26 protein-coding genes are annotated in these 23,817 nt (G+C 52.3%); 11 read left to right on the top strand and 15 right to left on the bottom strand.

Annotated features, from left to right (window positions below; translation table 11 throughout):
- Window positions 1-11 precede the first annotated feature (11 nt).
- Complete coding sequence (locus WC593_06185) at window positions 12-1,157, top strand: NAD(P)/FAD-dependent oxidoreductase (protein ID MFA4824731.1); 1,146 nt, start codon at window positions 12-14, stop codon at window positions 1,155-1,157.
- A 14-nt stretch (window positions 1,158-1,171) separates the two neighbouring features.
- Here WC593_06185 and WC593_06180 read toward each other — a convergent pair whose 3' ends face one another.
- The 6 genes from WC593_06180 to WC593_06155 form a co-directional block, all read right to left on the bottom strand.
- A complete protein-coding gene (locus WC593_06180) occupies window positions 1,172-3,478 on the bottom strand; it encodes a PAS domain S-box protein (protein ID MFA4824730.1) in 2,307 nt (768 codons plus the stop codon).
- A gap of 100 nt (window positions 3,479-3,578) precedes the next feature.
- Window positions 3,579-3,854, bottom strand: coding sequence for a hypothetical protein (locus WC593_06175; GenBank protein MFA4824729.1), 276 nt, complete (start codon window positions 3,852-3,854; stop codon window positions 3,579-3,581).
- Entirely contained in the window at window positions 3,851-4,501 is a 651-nt protein-coding gene (locus WC593_06170) for an energy-coupling factor ABC transporter permease (GenBank protein ID MFA4824728.1), read from the bottom strand. Before WC593_06170 ends, WC593_06175 begins: the two co-directional genes overlap by 4 nt.
- Before the next feature lie 124 nt (window positions 4,502-4,625).
- Complete coding sequence (locus tag WC593_06165; protein MFA4824727.1) at window positions 4,626-5,513, bottom strand: ATP-binding cassette domain-containing protein; 888 nt, start codon at window positions 5,511-5,513, stop codon at window positions 4,626-4,628.
- Complete coding sequence (locus WC593_06160) at window positions 5,513-6,334, bottom strand: energy-coupling factor transporter transmembrane component T (protein MFA4824726.1); 822 nt, start codon at window positions 6,332-6,334, stop codon at window positions 5,513-5,515. Before WC593_06160 ends, WC593_06165 begins: the two co-directional genes overlap by 1 nt.
- Window positions 6,335-6,356: 22 nt before the next feature.
- Window positions 6,357-6,809 carry a metal-dependent transcriptional regulator gene (locus WC593_06155; protein ID MFA4824725.1) on the bottom strand — a complete coding sequence of 151 codons (453 nt, stop codon included), beginning with the start codon at window positions 6,807-6,809 and terminating at the stop codon, window positions 6,357-6,359.
- 211 nt (window positions 6,810-7,020) lie between these two features.
- Between WC593_06155 and WC593_06150 the strand changes: the two genes are divergently transcribed.
- The 3 genes from WC593_06150 (at window position 7,021) to WC593_06140 (ending at window position 9,403) form a co-directional block, all read left to right on the top strand.
- A complete protein-coding gene (locus tag WC593_06150) occupies window positions 7,021-8,175 on the top strand; it encodes a sensor histidine kinase (GenBank protein MFA4824724.1) in 1,155 nt (384 codons plus the stop codon).
- A gap of 105 nt (window positions 8,176-8,280) precedes the next feature.
- Window positions 8,281-8,460: a CxxC-x17-CxxC domain-containing protein gene (locus WC593_06145; protein MFA4824723.1), complete on the top strand. Its 180-nt coding sequence runs from the start codon at window positions 8,281-8,283 to the stop codon at window positions 8,458-8,460.
- 190 nt (window positions 8,461-8,650) lie between these two features.
- Entirely contained in the window at window positions 8,651-9,403 is a 753-nt protein-coding gene (locus WC593_06140) for a hypothetical protein (protein ID MFA4824722.1), read from the top strand.
- Between the two features lie 581 nt (window positions 9,404-9,984).
- Here WC593_06140 and WC593_06135 read toward each other — a convergent pair.
- Together WC593_06135 and WC593_06130 are read right to left on the bottom strand one after the other, a co-directional pair.
- Window positions 9,985-10,710, bottom strand: coding sequence for an ABC transporter permease (locus tag WC593_06135; protein MFA4824721.1), 726 nt, complete (start codon window positions 10,708-10,710; stop codon window positions 9,985-9,987).
- Window positions 10,707-11,663, bottom strand: a complete 957-nt coding sequence (locus WC593_06130; GenBank protein MFA4824720.1) for an ATP-binding cassette domain-containing protein — start codon at window positions 11,661-11,663, stop codon at window positions 10,707-10,709. The genes WC593_06135 and WC593_06130 overlap by 4 nt, the downstream gene beginning before the upstream one ends.
- Before the next feature lie 698 nt (window positions 11,664-12,361).
- Between WC593_06130 and WC593_06125 the strand changes: the two genes are divergently transcribed.
- Window positions 12,362-13,054, top strand: a complete 693-nt coding sequence (locus tag WC593_06125; protein MFA4824719.1) for an energy-coupling factor ABC transporter permease — start codon at window positions 12,362-12,364, stop codon at window positions 13,052-13,054.
- Window positions 13,054-13,365: a cobalt transport protein CbiN gene (locus tag WC593_06120; GenBank protein ID MFA4824718.1), complete on the top strand. Its 312-nt coding sequence runs from the start codon at window positions 13,054-13,056 to the stop codon at window positions 13,363-13,365. The genes WC593_06125 and WC593_06120 overlap by 1 nt, the downstream gene beginning before the upstream one ends.
- A 104-nt stretch (window positions 13,366-13,469) precedes the next feature.
- Here the strand turns inward: WC593_06120 and WC593_06115 are convergent, their stop codons facing one another.
- From WC593_06115 to nikR, 6 genes are all read right to left on the bottom strand, one after another.
- Complete coding sequence (locus WC593_06115) at window positions 13,470-14,084, bottom strand: FmdE family protein (protein ID MFA4824717.1); 615 nt, start codon at window positions 14,082-14,084, stop codon at window positions 13,470-13,472.
- Window positions 14,085-14,225: 141 nt separating this feature from the next.
- Window positions 14,226-15,038 carry an ABC transporter ATP-binding protein gene (locus WC593_06110; protein ID MFA4824716.1) on the bottom strand — a complete coding sequence of 271 codons (813 nt, stop codon included), beginning with the start codon at window positions 15,036-15,038 and terminating at the stop codon, window positions 14,226-14,228.
- Entirely contained in the window at window positions 15,035-16,108 is a 1,074-nt protein-coding gene (locus WC593_06105) for an iron ABC transporter permease (GenBank protein MFA4824715.1), read from the bottom strand. The genes WC593_06110 and WC593_06105 overlap by 4 nt, the downstream gene beginning before the upstream one ends.
- 29 nt (window positions 16,109-16,137) lie before the next feature.
- The gene (locus WC593_06100; protein MFA4824714.1) at window positions 16,138-17,184 is read right to left on the bottom strand and encodes a methyltransferase; all 1,047 of its coding nucleotides are present in this window, start codon (window positions 17,182-17,184) and stop codon (window positions 16,138-16,140) included.
- A 10-nt stretch (window positions 17,185-17,194) separates the two neighbouring features.
- Window positions 17,195-18,352, bottom strand: a complete 1,158-nt coding sequence (locus tag WC593_06095) for an iron ABC transporter substrate-binding protein (protein MFA4824713.1) — start codon at window positions 18,350-18,352, stop codon at window positions 17,195-17,197.
- A 724-nt stretch (window positions 18,353-19,076) separates the two neighbouring features.
- Complete coding sequence (nikR, locus tag WC593_06090; GenBank protein ID MFA4824712.1) at window positions 19,077-19,499, bottom strand: nickel-responsive transcriptional regulator NikR; 423 nt, start codon at window positions 19,497-19,499, stop codon at window positions 19,077-19,079.
- Between the two features lie 302 nt (window positions 19,500-19,801).
- Here nikR and cbiM point away from each other — a divergent pair, with 302 nt between their 5' ends.
- Genes cbiM through WC593_06065 form a run of 5 tightly spaced genes read left to right on the top strand, consistent with a single transcriptional unit; the run spans window position 19,802 to window position 22,851 of the window.
- Window positions 19,802-20,458: a cobalt transporter CbiM gene (gene cbiM / locus WC593_06085; protein ID MFA4824711.1), complete on the top strand. Its 657-nt coding sequence runs from the start codon at window positions 19,802-19,804 to the stop codon at window positions 20,456-20,458.
- Window positions 20,458-20,814: a PDGLE domain-containing protein gene (locus tag WC593_06080; GenBank protein ID MFA4824710.1), complete on the top strand. Its 357-nt coding sequence runs from the start codon at window positions 20,458-20,460 to the stop codon at window positions 20,812-20,814. The genes cbiM and WC593_06080 overlap by 1 nt, the downstream gene beginning before the upstream one ends.
- Window positions 20,815-20,848: 34 nt before the next feature.
- On the top strand, window positions 20,849-21,682 hold the full coding sequence (locus WC593_06075) for an ATP-binding cassette domain-containing protein (protein ID MFA4824709.1): 834 nt from the start codon (window positions 20,849-20,851) through the stop codon (window positions 21,680-21,682).
- Window positions 21,679-22,506, top strand: a complete 828-nt coding sequence (cbiQ, locus tag WC593_06070) for a cobalt ECF transporter T component CbiQ (protein ID MFA4824708.1) — start codon at window positions 21,679-21,681, stop codon at window positions 22,504-22,506. The genes WC593_06075 and cbiQ overlap by 4 nt, the downstream gene beginning before the upstream one ends.
- 36 nt (window positions 22,507-22,542) lie before the next feature.
- Entirely contained in the window at window positions 22,543-22,851 is a 309-nt protein-coding gene (locus tag WC593_06065; protein MFA4824707.1) for a hypothetical protein, read from the top strand.
- A gap of 429 nt (window positions 22,852-23,280) precedes the next feature.
- Here WC593_06065 and WC593_06060 read toward each other — a convergent pair whose 3' ends face one another.
- On the bottom strand, window positions 23,281-23,715 hold the full coding sequence (locus WC593_06060) for a hypothetical protein (protein ID MFA4824706.1): 435 nt from the start codon (window positions 23,713-23,715) through the stop codon (window positions 23,281-23,283).
- Between the last annotated feature and the right edge of the window lie 102 nt (window positions 23,716-23,817).

Raw genomic sequence — 23,817 nt, 5'->3', positions numbered from 1 at the left:
AAAGATCCCCTATGCCTTACGATGTTATCGTTGTCGGAGCCGGTCCGGCAGGAAGTGCTGCGGCCCAGACCTGCGCAGCACAAGGGCTCTCAACCCTCTGTATTGAAGAACATGGCACCATAGGTCACCCGGTTCAGTGTGCGGGGCTTCTTTCGAATGCAGCCTTTGCCGAATGCAGGATCACAGACAGGTCGGTTATGAACCGTGTCTCGGGTGCCCGGATAATTTCCGGTAAGGGCAGCGAGCTCCTTATCGATGCAAAAGTCCAGAAGGCAGTTGTCGTGGACCGGGCTGCTGTTGACCGGGAGATGGCCGAAGCTGCGGCTGATGCAGGGGCAGAGTTCCGGTTAAAAACCGGGGTCTGTGGCGTAAGGGCAAATTCGGTGCTCACCCGGGGAGCTTACGGGCACGAGGAACATTCATTTAAAATTCTTATCGCAGCCGACGGCCCGAGAAGCACGATAGCCCGGCATTATGGTATGGAGAGGGCAAAGGTGTACCTTTCCGGCATCCAGGCTGATGTGCTGCATGACTGCGATCCCCGGTTTGTGGAGATCTATCCGGATGCATCCCCGGAATTTTTCGCATGGTCAATTCCCACCGCCCCCGGGCGCATCCGGGTGGGCCTCTGCGGGCAGACGCAGGTCAGGGAACGGTTTGCTGCCCTCATGAAAAAGTTTGGCACAGCCACGACCCATCTGGTCACCGGCACCCTGCCGCTTGGTCTGATGCCCAGAACCTACGGGCAAAAAACCCTGTTTACAGGAGATGCAGCCGGATTTGCAAAGCCCACGAGCGGGGGGGGAGTCTATACCGGCATCCGTTCAGCCCGGCACGCAGCGGCAGTGGCCATCGGGTGTTGTGAGCGGGGGATATTTGATGATAACGCACTTGCAGAATACGAGCGGCGGTGGCAGGCGGATTTCGGGCGTGAACTTGAGCTTGGGTTCCGGCTCTTTGGTCTGCGCCAGAAGATAAGCAATAATGAAATGGATCAGCTTGTCCAGGCACTCAAAGATCCATCCATTCTCTCTGCAATTATTGAGCACGGGGATATGGACCGGCCAGGAATGCTGGTAAATAGACTCCTCTTCAATCCCTCGATGATCAACGTGCTCAAACCCCTGATCATGTCGGGTATTCGATCGTTTTTCTGACAGAAAAAATACACTCAGGGTTTCTTAATATTCAGGCCACTGTAAATCTTATCCCGGAGTGAGGTGGGGGGTGCCTGATCATTGGTAAAGATATGGCACCGATCGGTCTTTGCATGGGGGGAGTACCGGAACTTGCCCCGCGGGACCTTAAATTCAAACCGTGCACCGTGGTGGTATTCCCCGGTCTCTTTTAAGGTAATTGAAGTAATAGAGAGGATCTCCTGTGCCAGAAAAAGGCCAAGTCCGGAGTTTTTACCAAACCCTTTGGTAAAGATTCTCTCTTTATCCTGGGGTGGAATCCCAATCCCGTTATCCTCAATACTGAGCACGATGCCTTCCGGCGTTTCTTTAAAAGACAAGCGGATAACGGATACACCGGCCCCGTATAACAGGCTGTTTTCCACCATGGCAAAAAAGACCTGTTCCAGCAGGGGATCTGCATAGATCTCAAGACCGCCCAGATCGGACTGGACCCTGATTCTTTTTATATCGATCTGCGCACAGGTAGAAAAGAAAAGATCGTGGACATTCTGCCATACCGGGGGTGCGATGCCAAGATTTTCATATAACTGGGTAAAGTCGATGTTTTCACTGATCGTATTGACGGTCTGTTTGAGTTTGGAGATATACATCGCATACTGCATCTTTTGCGGGGGGTCCCTCAGGAGATCAAGGTACCCTGCCATAACAGAGAGTTTATCCCTGATATCGTGCCTTGTAATCTCGGCCAGCATGTTGAGTTTTTTATTGGCTAACCTGAGGGCATCCTGTGCATTTTTCATTTCCGAAACATCGTGATAGATCCCCATCAGGCATGACCGACCACCAATATCCAGTCGTGTGGCGCTCACAATGACCGGTATCTCGCGACTATCCCGGTCAACAACGACCTCTTCGTGAACTCCGGATCCTTCGTGGGCGTGCTGATCGAAGAAATTACGATACATTTCCCTATCTTTTTCAGCATAGAGCGCAGTTATATGCATCATCTGGATTTCCAGTCGTGTCCGCCCAATCAGCTGTTGTGCCTTGTTGTTTGCATCAATGAGCATCCCCGTCTCGATATCAGCAATAAAAATTGCATCGTTTGCAGAATCCATCAGGCCCTTGTTCTTTTCATACGCTGCCAGAAGCTCAGACTCGGCCATTTTACGTTCGGTAATATCAATGGCAGAAAAGATCACGCCATTTGAAAGATCCCCGGCAACAAGTGGTGCTGAACTCAGCAGGATATTTTTTATTGATCCGTTTTTGTGTATCCACCGGGTTTCGATCGTGCCGACGCCATTGAGAGAGAGCTGCCGGTCAATTTCAGTAAAAACGTACTCATAATCCGCATCCGAAGGGTACAGTATCCGGGCACTCTGACCGATCAGTTCTTTGTGGGAATAGCCAATTATCGTACAAAGATACGAATTGACATTGCGGAAGATACGGCCGTCCATTGTACTAATCCCCGCAGGCGTGGCCCAGAATATCCCGTTGAGTTCGGCTTCACGCTTGCGCAGGGCTTGTTCAAGATGTTTACTCTCAGTGATATCCCGGATGGACTCAATAGCGCCGGCAATTTTGCCGTTTTTATCATAGAGAAGGGAAGCTTTCGCAAGAACAGTACAGAATTTTCCCCTCGGCCGTGTTGCTGAGGTCTCCGCGATCAGGACACCCCCTTCCTGGCTTATGAGAGTGTACTTGAACTGATCGATCTCTTCGGGAGGTTTTACGATCAGATCGATTAACAGGGGTCTCCGGGTCTCATAAAAAGGCAGAGCATATGCATAGTCACCTTTGCCAAGAATCTCCGGTGCCAGCACACCGGTCATCTCTTCAATAGCCTTGTTCCAGGCAATGACATGGCCCCTTGTGTCAATCGCAAACGTGGCATCAGGGAGGAAGTCGATGATATCGGAAAGACGCTGCTGGGATTCCCTGAGCGCATTGATGGCGCTCCTGCGTTCAATTGCGGTGAGTATCTTGTGTTTGAGCTCGGCAAACTGGGATTTGGGATCGCCACCTTTCTGGAGATAGAAATCCGCCCCGTTATTGATTGCCTCAATGACAACTTCCTCACGACCCCTGCCGGTAAAGAGAATGAACGGGATCTCGGGATATTTTTCCCGCACGATCTTGAGAAATGCAAGACCATCAACATCCGGCATCTGGTAATCAGAAATGATAAGATCGACTGGATGTGAGGTCAGATGAGCCAGTCCCTTAACCGCTGAACCAGCGGTAATAACAGAAAACTCTCCCCCCCGTTCAAGGTAGATCCTGCCAAGATCCAGCAGTTCTTCTTCATCATCAACATACAGGAGGGAGAACATTAATATTGGGTGTTTTTTTTTAATCAATGAAATAGTTTTCTTTTTCTATCCAAAAGGAAAGAGAACTCCGATCAACAGATTTTCGCTGATACGTTCCCTATCACGGTTTACACCAAAAATAACGATAGGTGAAAAGAATCCCGAGAGCGAGGATACCCAGCACGATAGCATAGAGCAAGGGACTGCCTTCAAGTACAAATCCGAACCACCCATCACTATCTGCGTTGCCGGGATTTTCCAGACCTACCGCATGGTTGAACCGTTCTTCGATGCCCATATTCCCGGAGAGCTGGTATGCGGCAAACGCTACTATTGCAACAAGCACGAGAAGTATAAGAAAGACAAGCCGTCCTTTTGTATCTCCCGATGCGATCATGGATGCTCACCGATCAGCAGATCCGGCCGGATTTTACCTATATAGGCGACAATGAGACCGGTGATGAATGCTTCGATTACCGCAACGCCCATATTTACCGCAGCAATCAGTGAGAGCCCGGTCAGGATCTGACCGGTGCCCTGGTTCACGCCCTGAACACCGGAAATGATAACGATAAGGATCATCACGATATTACCGCAGAACAACCCGGCTATCGTGGCAATACCTGCCCGCGAGAAGAGATCGGGAATCGTGGATTTCAGCAGGCGGAAACAGGCGTACCCCACAAAAACTTCAACAATGTTGACCAGGGTATTTGCACCTATAAGCCCCCAGCCGCCATGACCGATCGCGGATGAAAGAATGTTGATGATGAGCACCACGAGGGATCCCGCTGCCGGGCCGGCGAGAATGCCTATGAGGGGTGTCAGGTTAAGATGGACTCCACCGAATATCGGTAAGCTCACCTGGAATATGGCAAAAGCCGCTGCCGTGCAGAATGCCGCAAGGGTGATCTTTCTCCGGTCGGGTTTCTTTTCGGACCGCATCAGGTAGATCGCCATACCTGCCAGGATGATTGCAGCAGTCCACCAGACTGCAACCCAAAGCAGGGAAAACGATCCGTCTTCGAGATGAATGTGTGCCATTAAAGGTTAGTCAGCTCCTTCCGGTCTGTCGAGAATACCCGCCGGCTGTTGAGAAAATAATTGATGGAAGCCCTTAAAAAGATTAGGGAAATTTTGGGTGCTCTCCAAATTTTGTAATGCGATGTCATGACTGTAAAGATTGCAACGCAAGGATGAGTTCGTGCCGGTGTATGGGTCGTTGTTCCGGTTTTATTCCCCGGGCTTTACAGTACTCGAGGTATATCCTGACCGTGTGCGGCAGGGTGAGACCGGCCTCTTTTATGAGTGAAGGGTTATAGAACACCTCATCAGGAGTGCCCTCGGCAAAGACCGAACCGTTTTTCACCAGGCAGACCCGGTCGGCGATCCGTGCAGCCAGGTCGAGATCGTGGGTGGCAATGACAACACTGATACCGTAATCCCGTTTGAACCGGAGAATCAGCGCCTCAACCTGTTCGCTGTGTAATGGATCCAGATCCGAGGTAGGTTCATCAAGGACCATGATCTTCGGTTTCATGGCAAGAACACCGGCAATGGAGACCAGCCGCTTCTGCCCGCCGCTTAAGTAATTGGGGAGTTTCTGGACAAGGTCTGCAGCTCCCACCCCTTCAAGGGCACTCATCGCTGCCGCCTCCGCATCAGCATGAGACATGCCAAGGTTCAGCGGGCCAAACATCACGTCGTCAAGTACCGTTGGTGCAAAGAGCTGGTCATCGGAACGCTGGAAGACGACCCCGACATCCTTCCAGAGATCGGAACGTTCTCCATGCGTTATCGACCTGCCATTTACCCAGACATCACCTTCCGAGGGAGTGAGAAGCCCGTTCAGATGCTCAAGGAGGGTGGACTTTCCCGAACCATTCGGACCGCAAAGTGCCACAATCTCATCTCTGAGCACGTAAAAGCACATGTCGTGGATACCGACACTCCCGTCAGGATACGTGTGGCTTGCGCAGTCGACATGGATGAGTTCACGCTGCTTGTCTATGGGAGGACAGTGAGGCGCATGGGGATCACGATAAACGAGGGTCATTACAGCAGTCCCCCGGTATTCGGCACGAAAAGGACAACAAGGGCAATCACACCGGTGAATGCTCCGATAACACAATACCCGGAAAGGCCGGGCCGGGGAATCTCCGTTCCCGCCTCGTACTTACCGTTATAGCCCCGTGCGATCATGGCCTGGTGCACCCGCTCCGCACGGTCGAATGACCGGATGAAGACTAAGGCAAATACTTCGGCAAATATCCGGCCCTGGACCCTGATGCTGTGGATGATCCCTCCCCCCCGCGAACGCACTGCCTTGAAGATCGAACCGGTCATCGAGAGCGTGAGGAATAAGAACCGGTAGGCCATGAGAAAGATCTGGTCAAGGGGCGTAGGGAAAAGGCGGTAGATCATGGCAGAGAAGTGCTGGTACCGGGTTGTCATGAGAAAGAAGAGCGAGTACGTGACCGATATGAGCGCCTTGAGAAGCAGCGTGACTACCAGTATGAGACCATTGTCCGTAAGAGTGAGGGTACAGAGGCCGGTATTCAAGGAGAACAGGGGAGTGCCCGGTTCGGTCCACGCCATTATCCCGACCAGTGAGAGAACAAAAAGTACCGGCAGGGTATACCACGCGAACAGTTTTCTTACCGGAAGGCCGGCAGCAGCATACATCCCGAGGATTACAAGATACAATGCACCACAGATCACCAGGTTGCGGGTGAGGGTGATAAGCAGGATCACGAGCAGGAGCCCGGCAAACGAGGTCCACGGGCTCACCCGGGAGAAGAAGGTGTCCTGTCGCTGGGCATAAACCGTGATCAGGTCAAGATCCGGGATATGTGACGAGATCATTGTTGAACTCATGGTTTTTTTCTCCCGCTGTTCATCAGTTCACGCCCCGGTTTCCTGATCCCGTGGCACCCATACACCCGTCATCATGCGTGATCTCGCCGCAAACACCCAGCCGGGGATGTCCCATTGCGCAGCAGATGGTGTCGATCGCTTCTTTAGTCACGAGACTCTCGAATCGCGAGACTTCCCGGCAGGCCAGTTCATGGGAAAGCCCGTTGCGGACAAAGACCAGGCTGAGAATCCTGTGCCGTTTTATAAGAAATTCCGCATGTTGCCTTCCTGAGTTCGTCAGGCAGACCCCGTGATAGGGGACATGTGAGATATAACCCCCCGCGGTGAGTTCAGCGAGGGTCTTTGTGATGGTCGAAGGATCAACATGGAATGCTGACGCGATCTCGCTGGTCCTGACAGTTCCGCCACGGGAAAATAGGTATTTCAGATACTCCACTTTCCGGGCAGAGAGAACAAGACCACTCTCGGGTTTCATAGGGGATTGTAAGGATGCATCACAAAATAAAGTTTGGTATTACCCCAAACCTCATACAGGCAGACTGACGTAAACCCTGACAAATGGAGGGGGCATTTTTTAATCAGGTGCCGGGCGAATAACTGATTCAATACCTGATATCACGGCGAAAGAACTTATTGTATGGAGTACCATCATGACATATCGTAATTAAAAAACACCGGGATTGTTTATGAAAGATCTGGGAAAAATACCGGAGGTGGGGGAACAATTCATACAGATCGCGATGATCTGTCTCGGGATCGTAATCCTCACTACCGATATTTTCCTTCCCCTTGGTTTTGTCATCTGGATTCTCTATTTCGTGCCACTTCTGATGTCGGTGTGGCTCTCCTGGCGCTATGCCCCGTTTGTCGTTGCGTTTCTGATCACGGGAGCCATCCTGGGAAGCAGCCTGATCTCAGGCATGTATCGACAGGATCCTTCTGACCCTTCGAACCGTGCGATCTTTATCCTGATGATCGCAATTGTCTCGCTTCTTGTCTGGGAGATCCGCTGCAATTACGTACTTCTGGAAGCCGAAGTGATCGAGCGGCGTAAAGCTCAGAAGAACCTTGAAGAACTCACTATCGGCCTGGAGGAGCGGATCGCAAAAAGAACCCGCGAGCTCTCTGAAGCCAACCTGCACATGACTGAAGACATAGAGAAACGCCGCAGGGTGGAACTGGCGCTTGGCAGTGCGAATAATAAACTGTCCCTCCTCTCGCAGATCACAAGACATGATATCTCAAACCGGATCTTTGCCCTGCTGGCAGAGATCGATCTTGCAAAGGATCTCTCGAATGAACCACGACTCAGGGAATCCCTTGAGCACCTGGAACGGACATCCATGGCAATTCAGGACCAGATCGAGTTTACCAGGGATTACCAGGAGATTGGTTCCCAGGCACCGGCATGGTATGAGGTCGGGGCGATTGCCCGGAGCGCTGCAGACCAGCTTGATTCGCCTGACGTTACTGTTCAGGTGGATTGTAACGCTGTGGAGATCTTTACCGATGCCATGATAGGCAAAGTGTTCTATAACCTGATCAACAATGCACTCCGGCACGGAGAGCATGTAACACGGATAACCATTTCCTGTTCCAGGAAAGGCGATGACCTGATTATTTCCTGCGAGGACAACGGGATTGGCATTGCGCAGCAGAATAAGGAACATATATTCAGGAAGGGTTTTGGCATAGATTCCGGTCTCGGACTCTTTTTAATCCGTGAGATCCTCTCAATTACCGGTATTACGATACGGGAGACCGGGGAACCGGGGAAAGGTGCGCGGTTCGAGATACTAGTCCCAAGGGATATGTTCCGGCGAAGAGAAGAGTTACAGTAATCTGACAAAACAATACTTTCTGTAATCCGGCAATGCAGAAACTCTTATACTCCGGATGCCAATATTATGGTACAGTTTATAAAAAAGACTGTTTGAGTAATCATTATGTATGGATCATCAAATTTTGGTGGCAACCGCGGTCCCCGTGACTTCGGTCCCCGTGAAATGACAAAAGTAGTCTGTTCAGACTGTGGAAAGGAATGCGAAGTACCGTTCAAGCCAACTGAGGGAAGGCCCGTCTATTGCAGGGACTGCCTCCCGAAACACCGGAAGCCCCGCTTCTAAGTGTTGTGCGGTTAATTATTTCTCTTTTTTTTAATACGATTCTGTTAGTATTCGGCCTTCATGGTTGCATTTGTCTCCATGAGTGTAACGTGCTGTGCCCCATTGTTCACCGGCATCCGGAAAAATTACTGCGTTTTGATTAAACCCAAACATATTTGGGAGAATCGGCCAATCACTCTCACGAGCTACCATGTACCGTGAAGAGCATCCAGAGAACAGAAGGCACCGCATCGCTTTCTTCCTTGTTTCCATAATCTTTGTATCCATTCTGCTCTTTCCGCTTGTTTCTGCGGATGAGGCCGGCCTTACCCGCGGTTCACGGTTTACCATCACGGTGACAGGCACGCCCAACACAGCCTACTATGTCTGGCTGACCCGGACGTATACCATGAGCGGGGAGCCCGGCGACCAGCCCCCCGTTCTTCTCGCCAACCAGGCAAATATTGAAAAAGATCCAACCGGTGGCCCGTATGTGATCGGTTCGTACCAGTACAATAACGGGGGCGGCCGCACGATTCTCGATGATGTAGCTCCCTCAACTGCGTCAATGTCCAACACGCAGTATTACGGACTGGTGACAACCGATAAGGACGGGCAAGCCATTGTCGCGTTCCAGACTTCATCGAATACCGCGACGCGGACATTCTCGGTCAAAGTAGAAAATACCCAGTCCGCAGCAAAGGACAACATCCTTGTACAGCGGGGAGATGTGGGAGTGAAACGTGGAACGGTGGGATTCGATACGATTGCCACGCTACCGGTTCGCACGCCGGAACGGACACCAGTTATCGTGACCATAACAGAAACACCCACACAACTTCCGACTACTACGGTTCCAATACCATCACCAACAGCGATCCCCACTCAACGCGTGCCGGTGGAAATTTGGGTGTGTATCATTGCGGTGGGTGCTGGAATAGTGGCTGGCCGGAAATCTGGTTAATTTTTTTCTCTGCTTTATACGGGGGCTTATACCCATCTACCCCAGATACGATGAACCCCGCCGCCCCCGAAGGGGCGCCCCCGCGGCGGTTCAATCGGGTTAGTGTATAAACAATTTTGCAATTCCGTTTTCTCAGTCTCAATTATTTGCATTGTAGAAAACTTTTTTTCACGTAATATATTGCCCCCCTCTTGCGCCACCAGTCCCCCGTTGGGGGACGGGCGCAGTGCGATTGCCAGAGTAAGGTTACAGGTAATACGTTGTCATCGCAATGGGGGGTGCCCCAGTGGCGGGGGCGAAGCCCCCAGGAGCGTCAGAGTTTTTAAATGATTTCTACAAAGCACAATATATCCCCCAGCCAAGCGACCACCCGTTAAAGCGTCGTTGCAAGCAGGGAAAAACCACTGGAAAAAAGGGGAGGGGTCAAGGGGTGCTCCCCTTGGGCTGCCGCCCCCTCTGGGGGAGAGAGGGGGTCACACTCATTCTCTTCACAGAGTATGAACGAAATTATGAATAAATCGGTTATATCCATGGCTTAAATCACTTTTTTTATAATCCATAACCGTTATCCAAAATTCAGGTCACACCGTCATGTTCCGGAACACCCGCACACAGATGACAAGGACCCCTCCTCCCGCAACAAACAGCAGCCCCATCTGCATCAGGGGTATCTCACCAAGACCCACCGATCGGATCGCATCGATGGCAAAACTGAGCGGGTTGACCATTGCGATGGACCGCATCCATGACGGCATGACACTGTAGGGCATGAGGGCGCTGGACATGAAGAAGAGCGGCATCGAGATCAGGGTATTGACCGCTGCATAGGAGTCGTGGTCATCGATATAGAGTGCAATCGTTGTGGCGAGTCCCGAGAAGAGGATACCAAAGAGAATCAGGATAATAAAAATCATCCCGTACTGGACGGGAGAAAGGATGGTTGCCCCGATAAGGATCGCGATGAGCAGGATGACAGTCGCCTGTATCATACCCCGGATGGTGATGAACAGGATCTTTCCGAACAGGATATCCTCTCTGGGGGAGGGAAGGGCGAGGAACTTGTTTAAAAAACCCAGGATCTTGTCAAACATCAGAAGCGACCCGCCCTGCAGGGACGAGGCGAGCATGGTCATGACAAGTATACCGGGCGTGATGAAGTCCAGGTAATTGCCGGTGAACTGTACCGGAAGGGCGAGACCCACGAAAATGAGCCATGCGGCAGGCATCACCAGCAGGGTGATGACGGCCACCCGGCCCCGGGCCCACTTCACCAGGTCGCGTTCCATGTAATGCCAGATGCCCTTCATTTCCGCCTCCGGAGCATGACCCTGAACTGCTGGTCGTTGAACGAGCGGGGCTCATCACTGCTCCCCACGACATTGAGAAATACATCGTCCAGCGTGGGCTCGTGCAGGGAGAGCGAGTGGACTTTCATACCCCGGGCGGCAAGGGATTCTGCTATGAGCGGCAGTGCCTCACGGCCGTTCTCTGCGGTGAACGAGACTTCGTCTTCTTTCCTCCCCACATAGCGGATGCCGCTCAGTTCAAAGGGGATATACTCCCCGGAAATCTTTGCCGTGATCACGTCTTTCATCAGACGGGCCTTAAGGTCTTTGGGCTCACCAATGGCTTTGATGCTCCCCCGGCTGATGATCGCCACCCGGTCACAGAACTTGTCAGCCTCATCCATGTAATGCGTGGTGACAAAAACCGTCATGCCCCGGCTCCGGAGTTCCCTGATATGCTCCCAGATCTTTTTCCGGGCAGCAACATCGAGCCCAAGCGTCGGTTCATCCAGAAAGAGCACGGCCGGTTCATGCACAAGCGCCTGGGCAAGTTCGAGCCTGCGCCGCATACCACCCGAGTACGTCTTCACCAGATCGTCAGCCCTATCAGAAAGTTCCATAATTGCAAGGGCCTCGTCTGCCTGCCCCCGGGGGTCTGGCACACCGTAAAGTTTTGCAAAGAACACAACATTTTCCCGCCCGGTCAGCCGGATGTCGACAGCCATATCCTGCGGAACATAGCTCAGTTTTTTCCGGACCTTGTCCCCTTCGGTGGCACAATCGAAGCCGCAGACCGTTGCAGTGCCTTCGGTCGGACGGAGCAGCGTGGTGAGCATGAGCACCGTTGTTGTCTTGCCCGAACCATTGGGACCAAGGAGAGCGAAGATCTCGTTGTCCACGGACAGGGAAAGGTGATCCACGGCACAGAGATCCCCGTAATATTTGGTAAGGTCATGCGTCTCGATCGCGGTCATGTTCATTCTCCGGAGAGTTTGATGGCATTAACTTCGGATTCTCCGATATCTCCAGGCAGGATTCTTACCGGAGTTGTCTTTTTGGAGGGGAATAACCTTATGGGTGCGGGCAAGGATCCGGAGACGAGAAGGGGATAAGAAAAAAGCCAGAATCGTAAGAGATGGGGGTAGGAAATGAAAATGTGGAGGACTCCAGGGCAATACCTCCTTCTAGGGCAGGGTGATATACGGTTTGAAAAATATCAAGGAGTACACCCTACACCAGTATCTTCCTTGATGCCCAGATACAGCTACTCAAAAACGCCCGATACGGGCTCCGATTCATGTTTCCCGATCCGGAAAAGCCCATAAAACGCCCGGATTGGATCACTATCAAAAAACAGCCCAAATTTCACCCGGTTTTCCTAACCGGCAGCGGAAACGGCATCAGTTTTCGGGTGATAATGGCCTTCTGGCAGCATCATTTTTCATCGCTTAGTTTAGCCCATCCGGACCCGGGAAACCCTGCAGGAATGCGAATATGAGGGTCTTTTTTCCGGGGATGGGAAAAACAGGCGTATCGGAAAAAGGTAGTAACTATTTTTCCGGTATTGCCTCTGCTCATGCCCCTGTTTTTATCTGGCTCTGTCATAAAAACTCTATAAAAACTATAAGCAAATTTTATTTAGTTAAAACAAGTACAATTGTGTTGTATTATCATGCACATAATGGAAGGATTCTTACCATGGCAATGGTGCCTGATCTGGTGGATCGTTGCACTGCCCTGCCTCATGCTCGGAATATACCAGCTGAAAAAAGTACTGGCCCTTGATCGGGAAGCACTTCCCCTGCTGGGAGTGACGGGAGGATTTGTATTTATCCTGTCTTCCTTAAAACTCCCTTCAGTCACGGGCAGTTGTTCCCATCCTACCGGAACCGGGCTCTCAACAATCGCATTCGGACCGTGGATCACCGCAGTAGTCTGTGCGATTGTTCTCCTGTTCCAGAGCCTGTTCCTTGCCCACGGGGGACTTTCGGTTCTTGGAGCCAACATCGTCTCCATGGGAATCGTCGGACCCTTGGTGGGGTATGGAGTATACCGGTTACTCCGGGACACTTCCGTAAATATTTACATAACAGTATTCCTGGTAACCGCTCTTGCGGATATGTTCACGTATGTAACGACCTCGCTTGAACTGGCACTCGCATACCCGGCAGAGACCGGCGGTTTTGCGAGTTCATTCATCCTGTTCCTGGGCATATTTGCCGTTACGCAGGTTCCCCTTGCGATTGTCGAAGGCATTGTCCTTGCACTGGTATTCAAGTATATCGTGGCACTCAAACCGGATATCCTGATCCGGCTGAAAGTATTCTCAGAAGAAAAGATCAATGCGGCCCGGAGTGAGTGCTGATGGCTTACCGGTATACGCTCGAACTCCTTGCCGGGATTGCCATTGTGGCATTCTGCGCACTGTTCCTGTACACGAGCGCGACCATGAGCGGGGCGGAATTTGCCGGTTCGGATAATGTAGGTTCAGGACTTATCGCACAACTTTCCGGTACCCCGGTTGAAAATTTTCAGCCCCTGATCGCCCAGTGGGAACCCCCCAGCGGGGAAATTGAAGCATGCCTCTTTGCGTTGCAGGCAGCCGTGGGTGGTATCCTTGTCGGGGGCGTATTTGGGTTCTGGGCCGGGCAGGCACGCAGGAAGCCAGCCTCATGACTCATTCATACAAAATGGGACGTGGCAGTTCTTTTATGATCCGCCACAATTCCGTTTTCGACATCCCGGCCGGTGAGTAAGTCCCCGGCCCGTTCCGTTTTCTTTCACCACCCTCTGCCGTACTCGCCGGCACAGGGCATGCAGACGAACTTCCCGTCACGGACACGTGCCCGGTGCTCGGCAACCATCTCGCCACAGCGGGTGCACTGAACAGATGCGAAGATCTTTGCCCTCACCGGGATTTCCGGCTTGACTTCTTTCGTAATAAAAAGTTCATCGATTGGCATTTTGAGAATATTCTCAATGACTCCAGCCTGCCGCTCGTGGAACTCTTTATGCTCAGCGGGCGTTGCTGTCCCGCCCATCACTTTTTCCCGGAGTGCTGATGCCACCGGGTCAATGCGCTGTACGACTGGTTCCGGCCTCTGGACAAGGCGGATCGCACGATTGTATTTCCGATCGATGAAGGTATAGGCATGCTTCCCGATGTCGTGGAGGATCAGGTTGCCTTTTCCCACCGAGCAGCCGGCAACCAGCTGGATCGCGTCAACCCCGCAGGCGTCGTTCTCTACAATACAGACAAGGTCTTCATCATCCGGGCGGCCGGCCCTGAGGGCGTCCATTGCGTACGCTGCCGCCCGGTAGCCGAGTGCAAGTCCAGGGCAGGCATGGCCGTGGAAGGCTACCGCTTCGTTGTAGGTTTTTATGGATTGGGTCATAGGATCACGTGTGTAGTTTGTTCTTTGTTTTCAGAGCGAATTACTTTGTTTTTCTTTTACCATCAGGAAAAGACGTGCAAAAAAAATTAATGGATATTTGAGGCGATTTTTGTCGAAACTTCGTAGGATAATTCCCTGGTGTCACATACTCATCACCGTCCCGGGGAAATCCCCTGGTAATCGCAGGGAATCATCCGCATCGGCATGTGGTACAACCACACTCCTCCCGCCCCAGCGCTGGATCGCAACCGGTACCCCATAGACCTCTTCGATCAGTTCCGGCGTGATCACCTCTTCCCCCCCCGCTGCAAAGACCATGCCCTCTTTGAGCAGGACAAAGCGATCGGCATAATGAAGCGCGAGATTGAGATCATGCAGGGTCATCAGGGCGGTCAGATGGTGAGTATGGACAACGGAGCGGATGAACCGCATGATCTCGTGCTGGTTTTTTAAGTCAAGGCTGCTGGTCGGTTCATCGAGCAGCAGGACCCGGGGCTCCTGGACCAGCGCACGGGCGATGACGATCTTCTGGAGTTCACCGCCGCTCATCGCGTCCACGTGTCGGAGCGCAAGACCCGACAGGTTGAGTTGTTCGATGATTGCCTGGACTTTTAAGATATCGTCCTGTCGAACGTTCATGCCGATCCACGGGCGCCGCCCGAGCAGGATCGCATCGAACGCGGTCACCCGTGGCGGTTCAATATGCTGGGGAACATGGGCAATCGACTGCGCAATCTCCCTGCGGGAAGATAAGAGAATGTCCTGCTCTCCGAGCATAACCGTGCCGGTTTTTGGCCGGAGCATGGCATTCATACAGCGCAGCAGGGTGGTTTTACCGGCTCCGTTCGGCCCGAGAATCGCAACGATCTCGTCAGGCCGGGCATCGCAACAAATATCCTGAAGAACAGGATGGCTGTTGTACCGGAACGAAAGGTTCTCTACGTTCAGAATCATGAGGGGTTCCCCCGGATCAGCAGGTAGAGGAAGAGCGGGGCTCCGAGAAATGCGGTGAGCACTCCTGCCGGGAGGACCGCAGGTGCAATGATAATCCGAGCCACGGTATCAGCGCCGAGAAGAATGATACCCCCCACAATGCAGGAGCCGGGAAGGAGATACCGCTGGTCGTCACCAATGATTCGCCGCACCATGTGCGGGCTGACCAGACCGATGAACCCGATAATACCGAGGAACGAAACTACGACGGCCGCGATTAATGATGAGAGGAACATCGCCACGGTCCGCACGCGTTCCGCATTGACCCCGAGACTCTTTGCTGTCTCATCGCCGCTGTCGAGTGCATTGTAGTCCCAGCGTTTGACCATGAAATACACGAGGCAGGGAGTGATTACGGCAACGATGATCGCGAGATCACTCCATGTTGCCCGTCCCACATCCCCGAACGTCCAGAAAACAATCGCGGCGATCTGTTCGGCGCTGGAGAAGTACTGGAGGAACGTTGTCCCTGCGGTGAACAGGGCTGCAAGCGCAACACCCACAAGGATCATCACCTCCGGTGACGTGCTCCGGTATTTTGCCACGAGAAGGATAACGGAGGTAGCAACCAGCGATGACAGGAATGCACAGATGGTGACAAGGTACGGGTTGTTCACCACAATTGCATCCGAGATAAGACGGCCGAGTGTGCCTGCACCAAACATGGTGATAGCAACTGCTGCACCAAAGGCCGCTGCCTGCGAGACACCCAGCGTGTAGGGGGAACTGAGCGGGTTGCGCAAAACGGACTGCATCACGACACCAGCTGCCGCGAGACCAATCCCGCAGACTACCGCAGCAAGTACCCGGGGAAGCCGGATGTTCCAGATGATCATCTCAGCATTTCCTGACGAGTGATATACCAGCGTCTGGATCACATCGGCAAAGGGAATCATGACACTTCCCACACCCACAGATACGAATGCCAGAAGAACCAGGGCTACCGTACATGCACAGAGAAAGAGAACTTTTTTCCGGATGTAGCCGGTGTAGGCCCCGGGTTCTTTGACTGCACTGATGTCAAGATGCATGTTTCAGGTCCGCCCGTGAAGCTGAAGGGTCATGACGTTACCTTCTCGGCGATGGTCATGGCCGATTGTGCATCGATCGGCACAACATCCCGTACAACAAAACCATGGTCCACCAGCAGCCGGTTGTATTCCGCAAACGGTACACTGTTGGCAAAGACATACCGGGCTGCCTGTTTCTGTACTCCTTCGAAGGTCCAGAGATTCCATTCGAGGTTGAGCCACGGATCGTACGGTGCATCGTCGATGGCCTGTTTGTTGATGAACAGGCCGCCCGGATTGAGCGCGTTGGCGATCTTTGGGATCAGTTCCGGCACTTTTCCCCCGGGATTCGACGATGAGAAGACGATATCGTACCCGCTGCCTATGGGGTCTTTGAAGAAATCCCCGGGCATAACACTCACCCTGTCGGCACGATACCTGCTGATGAAGTCCCGCGTGGCACCCATTACCGGGGGCAGATCAAATACTACTGCATTCAGCCCGGGATTTTTCTGGCAGAATGCAATCGAGTACAGACCGTGCCCCCCACCCAGATCAAGCAACCGGCGGGCAGCAGAGAATTCCGGAATAGTTGCCACGCTTGCGGTCACCTGCTGGAGGAGCCCGCACCGGCAGTTCTCTGCCATGGTGGGGATGATCACATCCCTGAACATCTGCGCACGGTCACAGGTGACCGGACCGTCTTTTGCAATCCGGGGAAGGTCCGCCCAGAACCCCGCAAGTTTCCGCTGGAATGCGATTGCCCGGTGCTGCGGGAACGGGGCATCCCTGACCAGACAGGTCAGCGTGATCCCGCTGTCGCGATAGTGTTCCCCTGTTTTTTCCAGCAGGCCAAGCGTGACCAGTCCCTCGCACAGGAGGGTGACGATCTCCGGCCTGCATCCCAGTGCCAGGGCACATTCCGGCCCGGTTTTTGGCTCACGGAGATTGTCAAATAACCCGAGATTGAGAGCCGTCATCACCGCATGGTACTGGCGTACTCCCGTCAGCGCCGTATCGAGAAATGTGAGGGGATTAGTCCCGGAAATTTCCGGAACCGTAGAAAGATCAGGAACCGGGGACGTATTGTCGCACATCGCCGCATCCTCATTTCTCCAGCGTTGAGAACGGCACGAAGCCACCGAAGAGTGTCTTCATATCGCTGTACACCGGTTTTCCGTCAAGCATCGTGTAGATCTCATCCGCTTTTCGTGCGGGGTCCACATCGGCAAACTGTTCGGGGTAGAGGGTCTTTCCGATATAGTATGCGTCAGCGAGAACAGTGTCGTAATTGTTGGCGTACCAGTTGTAGGGCATGACTGCGTAAACACGGCCGTTCTTCACGGCCGGGAGCGACTGGTAGACCGGGTCCTTGAGATCCTCTTTGACGAGTGCGTAACTCGCTTCGTCCACAAAGATCACATCGGGTTTCCAGTCCAGCAGTTTTTCCTTGTCGATCATCATCTGGCCCCCGACACTTGCGGAGGCTGCAACATTGTTGCCGTTCACCATGAGAAGCGGTGAATATGCGGGATCGGTGGAGAGGAAGCCATGTGCCCCGTTGTATGCGATACCCCCGACATATACTCGCGGACGTTTGTCTGCCGGGATGTATTTTGTCCGATCGTTGAGATCTTTTATTGTCCCGTCAATGTACGTGGTGATCGATTCTGCCCGCTGCTCTTTTCCAAGGATCTTTGCCATCAGCCTCAATGACTGGTAGAAAACATCCTTGTTTTTGCCGAGATCACCGGTTGTAAGGGCCACCACAGTACGGCCACTTTTTTCCTGTAACGTCTGTGCATCTTTACCGGTAGTGAACGTAAAGAAAACCACATCCGGGTTCTGCGCTGCGATCAGTTCCGGGTCACCGGTCTTTCCGCCAATGAAGGGCAGTGTTGAGAGGGTCGGATTTGCCAGGTTGTAGGGCTTGTCGATACCAGACGGCATGCCGAACCCGGAGGGGTTGTACTTTTTCTGTTCGCGATCATCGACACCGACCACCCGATCAGCGGCCTGGAGATACGAAATCATCCGCAGGGCACCGGCTCCTACACCGATGATCCGCTGGGGATCTTTTTTCACGTCCACGGTCCGGTTGGCCATATCAGTGATTGAAATTTTTCCGGTATCGGCTTGCTGAATGGTTTGCGTATTCATTTGTGCAGAACTCTGCGGATTAGTCTGGGCAGTGCATCCCGCAGACACGAGAAGAGCGATGAGAATCGTCGCAATAATCAGGGTGCTTACAATAATGTTTTTCATACGAATTTCAATCTAAGTAGCACTAAATCTTATAAAATAATTTTGATTTAACATCAAGAGTTACGAAAGTGTAAAAATTTTATAATGGGTTATGAATCTGCCATCCTTATTTTGTCTGGATTGAAGTCGAGCATTTGGATAGGAAATTCGCGGTCAGTTTTTAAAAAAATGGAATGGGGACACGATCCTCTTTTTGGACCAACTCTCCTTCTACCGGCAAAAATGCCTATCCGGGTTCAATAGTTGCGTTTTTACAACAAATCCTGTTTTCATTGTTCGCCAGTTCCTTTTTGATCCCCCCAATGAAGAAACGCCAATCCGGTTTTGATCTGCCTGAAAGACGGGTTTATCTTAATACCTATACCAAACCAGAAATAACGTCGATGGTGAAGAACCGGACAAGACCTGAGGTAAAATACGCCCAAATCGGGTTCCGTTCAGTAATGTGTATGTCCAAATCTGCCAGGAAATCGACCGGATTGGATTGAGATCCTAAAACTGCCAGAATCGGGGCCGGTTTTCAAAAACGGGTGCGGAAACGATGCCAGATAACCGCTGTTAATGCCATTTCTTTCTGCGGATAATTTTGCCCCCTGTTACAAGTCATGCACGCGGGTAACTGCTGCCAGAACGCTGATATGAAAGGATCGCAAAAACACAACTGAAAAATCAAAAAAAAACACAGGTGGATGTAACGGATTTTCCCGGTATTGATGGGTGATTCTTACTCATCCACCGTTATCGTGGTAAGCTTCACCGACTCGACACCCTTCTGGGACATGAGCCGCTCGGCAAACAACTTGAGCTCGGCCCCGTCACCGTGCACAAGGATCACTTCAAGACACCGGTTGTGGGTCACATGCGAGTGCAGCGATGCCTTGATCAGTTTATGGTACTCGTGCTGGATATCGGTAAGCGTGACCAGAAGTCCCCGCTGGTCATGATCATAGACCATAGTGATGACCCCTTCACGTTCACCCTTGACATCGGACATCCACTTGTAATACGTTATGTACGTGCGGATCGCATCCCGGATGCCTTCTGAACGGGACGAGTACCCGCGCTGGTTGATAATATCATCAAACTTGTCGAGCAGGTTGCTGGGAAGCGAGATGCCTATGCGGGAGAGATCGGAGTCCATGGTCATAAAAAGCCTCGTTATGTGTATATGATTGCGGATTGTTTTTTAAGGTTTTTATAAATGATTCAGGAAAGTATGAAGCATTCATACTTCCCGTATCCAAAATTATCGGGTACCTGATCGCCTGCCACGAATCCTGACAGTTAAAGGGAAATACGTTCCCTTTTCATTGAAGGGGTTGAAAAAAATTCCAACCTGGAAATTCAGATAAAGGATGCAATGGGTTCGAAAAAATATCAAATAACAATACTTTTTAACTACTGGGTGTTACAATAATTTGTAAACGTAATACCAAACCTGGTGACCCCATGCATATTCCCGACGCATTCATACCAATCTGGCAGGGCGCAATCTACTGGATCATCGCCCTTGTGTTCATTGCACTCGCCCTCCGATGGGCACGAAACGAGATGAGCGAAGAGAAGATTCCGTTGATCGCGGTACTGGCTGCCGGTATCTTTGCGCTCCAGTCCTTCAACCTCCCGGTCTCCATGGGAACGAGCGGACACCTTGTTGGAGGAGCACTCGCAGCGATCATCCTCGGTTCACCGTTTGCCGCAGTCTTCATACTCACCCTTGTCCTGATCGTGCAGGGTGTCTTGTTCGGTGATGGCGGCATTACTACAATGGGTGCCAATATCCTCAACATGGGCGTTATCGGGGGATTTGTCGGATTCTATACATTCAAGGGACTGATGGCTGCGACCAAAAACGTCAACATCGCTGCGTTCATTGCTGCCTGGCTTGCGTGTGTGATTCCCGCACTTGCCTGTGCAGTCGAGATGTTCTTTGCCGGCACGTTCCCGCTTAACGAGGGATTGGTCGCCATGGGACTGTACCATGCCCTTATCGGAATCATAGAAGGATTTGTTACGGTGGTTGCCATCCGCCTCATTGTGGCAGCCCGGCCGGATATTGTGGACTTTAAGATTGAAGTTCCCGCAGTGAAAGGAGTGAATGTGTAATGGACAACAAAACATTCCTTATTGCCGGAATTATTGTTGCCCTCCTCATCGGTGTTGTCGCAGTCTTCTTTGCATCCGGTGATCCGGACGGACTGGAGAGCACGGCCCTGATGGTGCAGGGCCAGAAAACACTCACGGGAGACACTCCCGCAGATGCAGAAATCCATGAAGACACGACCGGCAAATTCTCGTACGAATCACCGATGCCGGATTACTCGCTGGGCGAAAAATTCGGACCATTGGGGAGTGTCATCGCCATAGTTGCCGGCACACTTCTAGCATTCGGCCTTATTATGGGAATTTCAAAACTGCTCGCGAACCGGAAAAAGTCACAACAGCCAAACCCAAACCAATAGACCTTTAATTTTTTCCACCTATTGTACCAGACACATGCACCTCATTGAAACAAGGGATCTCTGTTATTCTTACCCCCACAGTGTCAGGGCACTGGAAGGCATCAATTTCATCGCCCCGCGCAATGCGAGGATTGCGGTTATCGGCTCGAACGGTGCAGGAAAGAGTACACTTTTTAAACATTTCAACGGCATCTTCAAGCCCACATCGGGATCGATCCTGATCCGGGGTGAACCGATCACCAAGGCAAATATCCGGGAGGTGCGGAAATTTGTGGGGATCGTCTTCCAGAATGCTGACGACCAGATCTTTTCCCCGACCGTTGAACAGGACGTGGCATTCGGCCCTACGAATCTCGGGCTGGACGAAGAGACGATCCATCACCGGGTGCATGAAGCCTTAAAAATTGTCGGCATCGAAGACCTTGCAGAAAGGGTTCCCCACCACCTGAGCGGCGGAGAAAAGAAACGCGTCGCAATTGCCGGTGTGATCGCAATGGAGCCTGAGGTGCTGGTGCTCGATGAACCAACCGCGGGACTCGATCCCCAGGGGGTCCATGACCTGATCGGTTTCATCAATTCCCTCTCAAAACAATACGGCATGACAGTTGTCTTCTCCACCCATGATGTCTCCCTTGTTGCTGAAGTTGCGGATTACATCTATGTGATGAACAAGGGAAAGTTTGTGGCAGAAGGCAACGTGGAGCAGATCTTCATGCAGCCTGACATGCTCAGGTCCATGCGGCTCGATGTGCCGGTACTCCCAAAACTGCTCAGGTCCCTCCAGAAAAATGGCGTACCGGTCTCGATGGCCTATACGTACGAAGATGCGGAGAATGCACTCGTGCAGGCGTACAAGGGCAAGTCATGATCGAAGATCTTTTCTTCATTGAAAAGCAGGCGTACCGGGACAGTTTTATGCACCGGCTCGATGCCCGGGTAAAGATCATCCTCGCATTTGCGGTGATCATCGCGATTGTCGCAGTCCCCTATTCCATCATGGTCTACACGGTCGGGGCCATCTTCTTTTTGTTCTTCATAATCCTCTGGGCAGTTTCAAAGCTCCCGCTGAGCGTGTATGGCAAGCGCCTGCTTGCGATCGTTCCTATCTGGGGCATCATCATCCTCTTCCAGATCTTTTTCAAGAACAAATATTACACGGACTACCATGTCCTCTGGTCACTGCCACTGGGCATCAGCATCTATGCAGAATCCGTTGAATTTGCATCCATCCTCGCAGTAAAATTCCTCATCAGCATCTCGTTCATCATCCTGCTCTCATCCACAACAAAGATGCAGGATCTCTTACAGGGAGCAAGCCGGCTCGGGCTCCCCGCAGAGATTGCCCTTGCGCTCGGTATGATGATCCGGTACCTGTTCGTCTTTGGTTATATCTTCCGTAAAGTCAACGAGACCTTAAAGACCAAATGTTTCGATGCCTTTGATCGCCACCTGCCGTACCGTTACCGGCTCCGGCAGCTGGGCTATACTATCGGAACAATGTTCATCCGTTCTTACGAGCAGGGGGAGCGGGTATATACGAGCATGCTCTGCCGGGGGTATGGCAGGGAGAGCCACCTGTTCATCGCAAAAAAACCCCTTCGGAGATTTGAATGGGCCTTTTTGACCTTCTCGCTCCTCTTCATCATCGCAGTCCCGCTCACCATCTGGCTGACTGCAATCCGCTTTTTCTAAGTCACCTTTTTTAATTCCCCCTGCCATCATCATTGCATGATAAACCAGTTCGGGCACGGGTTCGTCACCAGCATCATGCTGATCGCAGGGCATTTCGCCCTGCCCCCTGAACAGGCATGGTTCGGGGCTGGCGATCATGTCGAGGGGCTCACGCTTCCGGAGAAGTTCCGGGGAACCGAGATTGAAGAACTCACCACCCTGCTCAGGAAGAAAGTGATCTGGCACCAGCCGGGCAGCATGGACAAGGAAGATGCCAAAGAAGTGATCCGCACGCTCAACCGGCTCGTGGTTGCAATCGACCGTGAACTGGGAATTGCGGATGCCACGATCGGGGAGTTCAGATGAAGAATCGCGGGTTATTTCTCCTTCATCACTGATTTGTCGAAACCTGGGTGGCTCTCAGATCTCTCCGGATACTCATAAAAATGAGAATCGAACACTAAGAAACGCCCCCGTATACATTCCCTGATACCCGATAACAATCCTGTTTTCCAAGCGTATTAGGTCCGGTTAACGCATTTTTGGCTTTCGTCGTGAACCTGCCGATTGGGGGCAGGAACGGGCGTTTTCTGGAGTGGAAAGCAGGGTAATCCTGTGAATTCGGCAATTTTTCGGGTTATAGAAACCGGCAGGGTTTCTTAAAACGACCGTAAACACCCCCGTTTGCCAAACGGAGCCCAATTTAAAGATGAGTACCCCGGCAGGGGGAGGCATTCCCCTAAATCATGTTCTCCGTCGGAGGACCGGTTACGGGGTATCCGGGGGGAGGGGATTTTACGGGGAATCGCCAGGACTTGGAGGTACAATCCTCTTCAGGGCAACAGGTGCTGCTCCCGCTCCGGGCTTCGGCACCGGTAATTTCTCCGGCAGCGGCTGCCCGTCCCGCCCGAGCTCCACGAGGCCGGTATCGCAGACACGAAAGAACCGGAACGCATACTCTGACGAGCAGAACCAGAGCTCCCGGGAGATCTCGCGAGAAGATGGGAACAGCCGGAGGCCGGCGATCTCTTCCACTGCCTCGCGCTCCAGCCACGGGATCGTGCAGCGAAGGTACCGCATCCGTTTGATCTTTACCGGTGCAAAAATTTCCGGGGTGGTGATGGTGAAGTCGGCATTCATCCCGGCACCGCGCTCGTAGTACTGTACGTCGCCGCGCTGCCGGGCGATCGGGTCTGCCTTTTCGAGTGCCTTGACCGGATGGCGGCTCATGAGGCGGCTCCGGAAAATTTTCGTGGGGGATTTTTTATCGTTTGTATGGTGTCATCTCCTAATGGATTTTTTTTGGGCACCGGCAGCACGAATTTTTTATGG

The organism is Methanoregula sp. (genome assembly GCA_041645435.1).
Lineage (GTDB): Archaea > Halobacteriota > Methanomicrobia > Methanomicrobiales > Methanospirillaceae > Methanoregula.
This window is presented reverse-complemented; position numbering and strand designations above follow the sequence as displayed.

What these genes read in the sequence shown, in the direction of transcription:
- WC593_06180 (MFA4824730.1), bottom strand. Translation starts at nt 3,478, where the DNA reads ATGTTCTCCCTCCTGTATGTTGATGATGAAGAAGAACTGCTGGATCTT.
- WC593_06175 (MFA4824729.1), bottom strand. Translation starts at nt 3,854, where the DNA reads ATGATCGCATCGGGAGATACAAAAGGACGGCTTGTCTTTCTTATACTT.
- WC593_06065 (MFA4824707.1), top strand. Translation starts at nt 22,543, where the DNA reads ATGATAAACCAGTTCGGGCACGGGTTCGTCACCAGCATCATGCTGATC.
- WC593_06170 (MFA4824728.1), bottom strand. Translation starts at nt 4,501, where the DNA reads ATGGCACACATTCATCTCGAAGACGGATCGTTTTCCCTGCTTTGGGTT.
- WC593_06140 (MFA4824722.1), top strand. Translation starts at nt 8,651, where the DNA reads ATGTACCGTGAAGAGCATCCAGAGAACAGAAGGCACCGCATCGCTTTC.
- cbiQ (MFA4824708.1), top strand. Translation starts at nt 21,679, where the DNA reads ATGATCGAAGATCTTTTCTTCATTGAAAAGCAGGCGTACCGGGACAGT.
- WC593_06075 (MFA4824709.1), top strand. Translation starts at nt 20,849, where the DNA reads ATGCACCTCATTGAAACAAGGGATCTCTGTTATTCTTACCCCCACAGT.
- WC593_06115 (MFA4824717.1), bottom strand. Translation starts at nt 14,084, where the DNA reads ATGACCCAATCCATAAAAACCTACAACGAAGCGGTAGCCTTCCACGGC.
- WC593_06095 (MFA4824713.1), bottom strand. Translation starts at nt 18,352, where the DNA reads ATGAAAAACATTATTGTAAGCACCCTGATTATTGCGACGATTCTCATC.
- nikR (MFA4824712.1), bottom strand. Translation starts at nt 19,499, where the DNA reads ATGACCATGGACTCCGATCTCTCCCGCATAGGCATCTCGCTTCCCAGC.
- WC593_06110 (MFA4824716.1), bottom strand. Translation starts at nt 15,038, where the DNA reads ATGATTCTGAACGTAGAGAACCTTTCGTTCCGGTACAACAGCCATCCT.
- WC593_06080 (MFA4824710.1), top strand. Translation starts at nt 20,458, where the DNA reads ATGGACAACAAAACATTCCTTATTGCCGGAATTATTGTTGCCCTCCTC.
- WC593_06155 (MFA4824725.1), bottom strand. Translation starts at nt 6,809, where the DNA reads ATGAAACCCGAGAGTGGTCTTGTTCTCTCTGCCCGGAAAGTGGAGTAT.
- WC593_06060 (MFA4824706.1), bottom strand. Translation starts at nt 23,715, where the DNA reads ATGAGCCGCCATCCGGTCAAGGCACTCGAAAAGGCAGACCCGATCGCC.
- WC593_06130 (MFA4824720.1), bottom strand. Translation starts at nt 11,663, where the DNA reads ATGACCGCGATCGAGACGCATGACCTTACCAAATATTACGGGGATCTC.
- WC593_06185 (MFA4824731.1), top strand. Translation starts at nt 12, where the DNA reads ATGCCTTACGATGTTATCGTTGTCGGAGCCGGTCCGGCAGGAAGTGCT.
- WC593_06105 (MFA4824715.1), bottom strand. Translation starts at nt 16,108, where the DNA reads ATGCATCTTGACATCAGTGCAGTCAAAGAACCCGGGGCCTACACCGGC.
- cbiM (MFA4824711.1), top strand. Translation starts at nt 19,802, where the DNA reads ATGCATATTCCCGACGCATTCATACCAATCTGGCAGGGCGCAATCTAC.
- WC593_06125 (MFA4824719.1), top strand. Translation starts at nt 12,362, where the DNA reads ATGCACATAATGGAAGGATTCTTACCATGGCAATGGTGCCTGATCTGG.
- WC593_06135 (MFA4824721.1), bottom strand. Translation starts at nt 10,710, where the DNA reads ATGAAGGGCATCTGGCATTACATGGAACGCGACCTGGTGAAGTGGGCC.
- WC593_06100 (MFA4824714.1), bottom strand. Translation starts at nt 17,184, where the DNA reads ATGTGCGACAATACGTCCCCGGTTCCTGATCTTTCTACGGTTCCGGAA.
- WC593_06150 (MFA4824724.1), top strand. Translation starts at nt 7,021, where the DNA reads ATGAAAGATCTGGGAAAAATACCGGAGGTGGGGGAACAATTCATACAG.
- WC593_06120 (MFA4824718.1), top strand. Translation starts at nt 13,054, where the DNA reads ATGGCTTACCGGTATACGCTCGAACTCCTTGCCGGGATTGCCATTGTG.
- WC593_06145 (MFA4824723.1), top strand. Translation starts at nt 8,281, where the DNA reads ATGTATGGATCATCAAATTTTGGTGGCAACCGCGGTCCCCGTGACTTC.
- WC593_06160 (MFA4824726.1), bottom strand. Translation starts at nt 6,334, where the DNA reads ATGAGTTCAACAATGATCTCGTCACATATCCCGGATCTTGACCTGATC.
- WC593_06165 (MFA4824727.1), bottom strand. Translation starts at nt 5,513, where the DNA reads ATGACCCTCGTTTATCGTGATCCCCATGCGCCTCACTGTCCTCCCATA.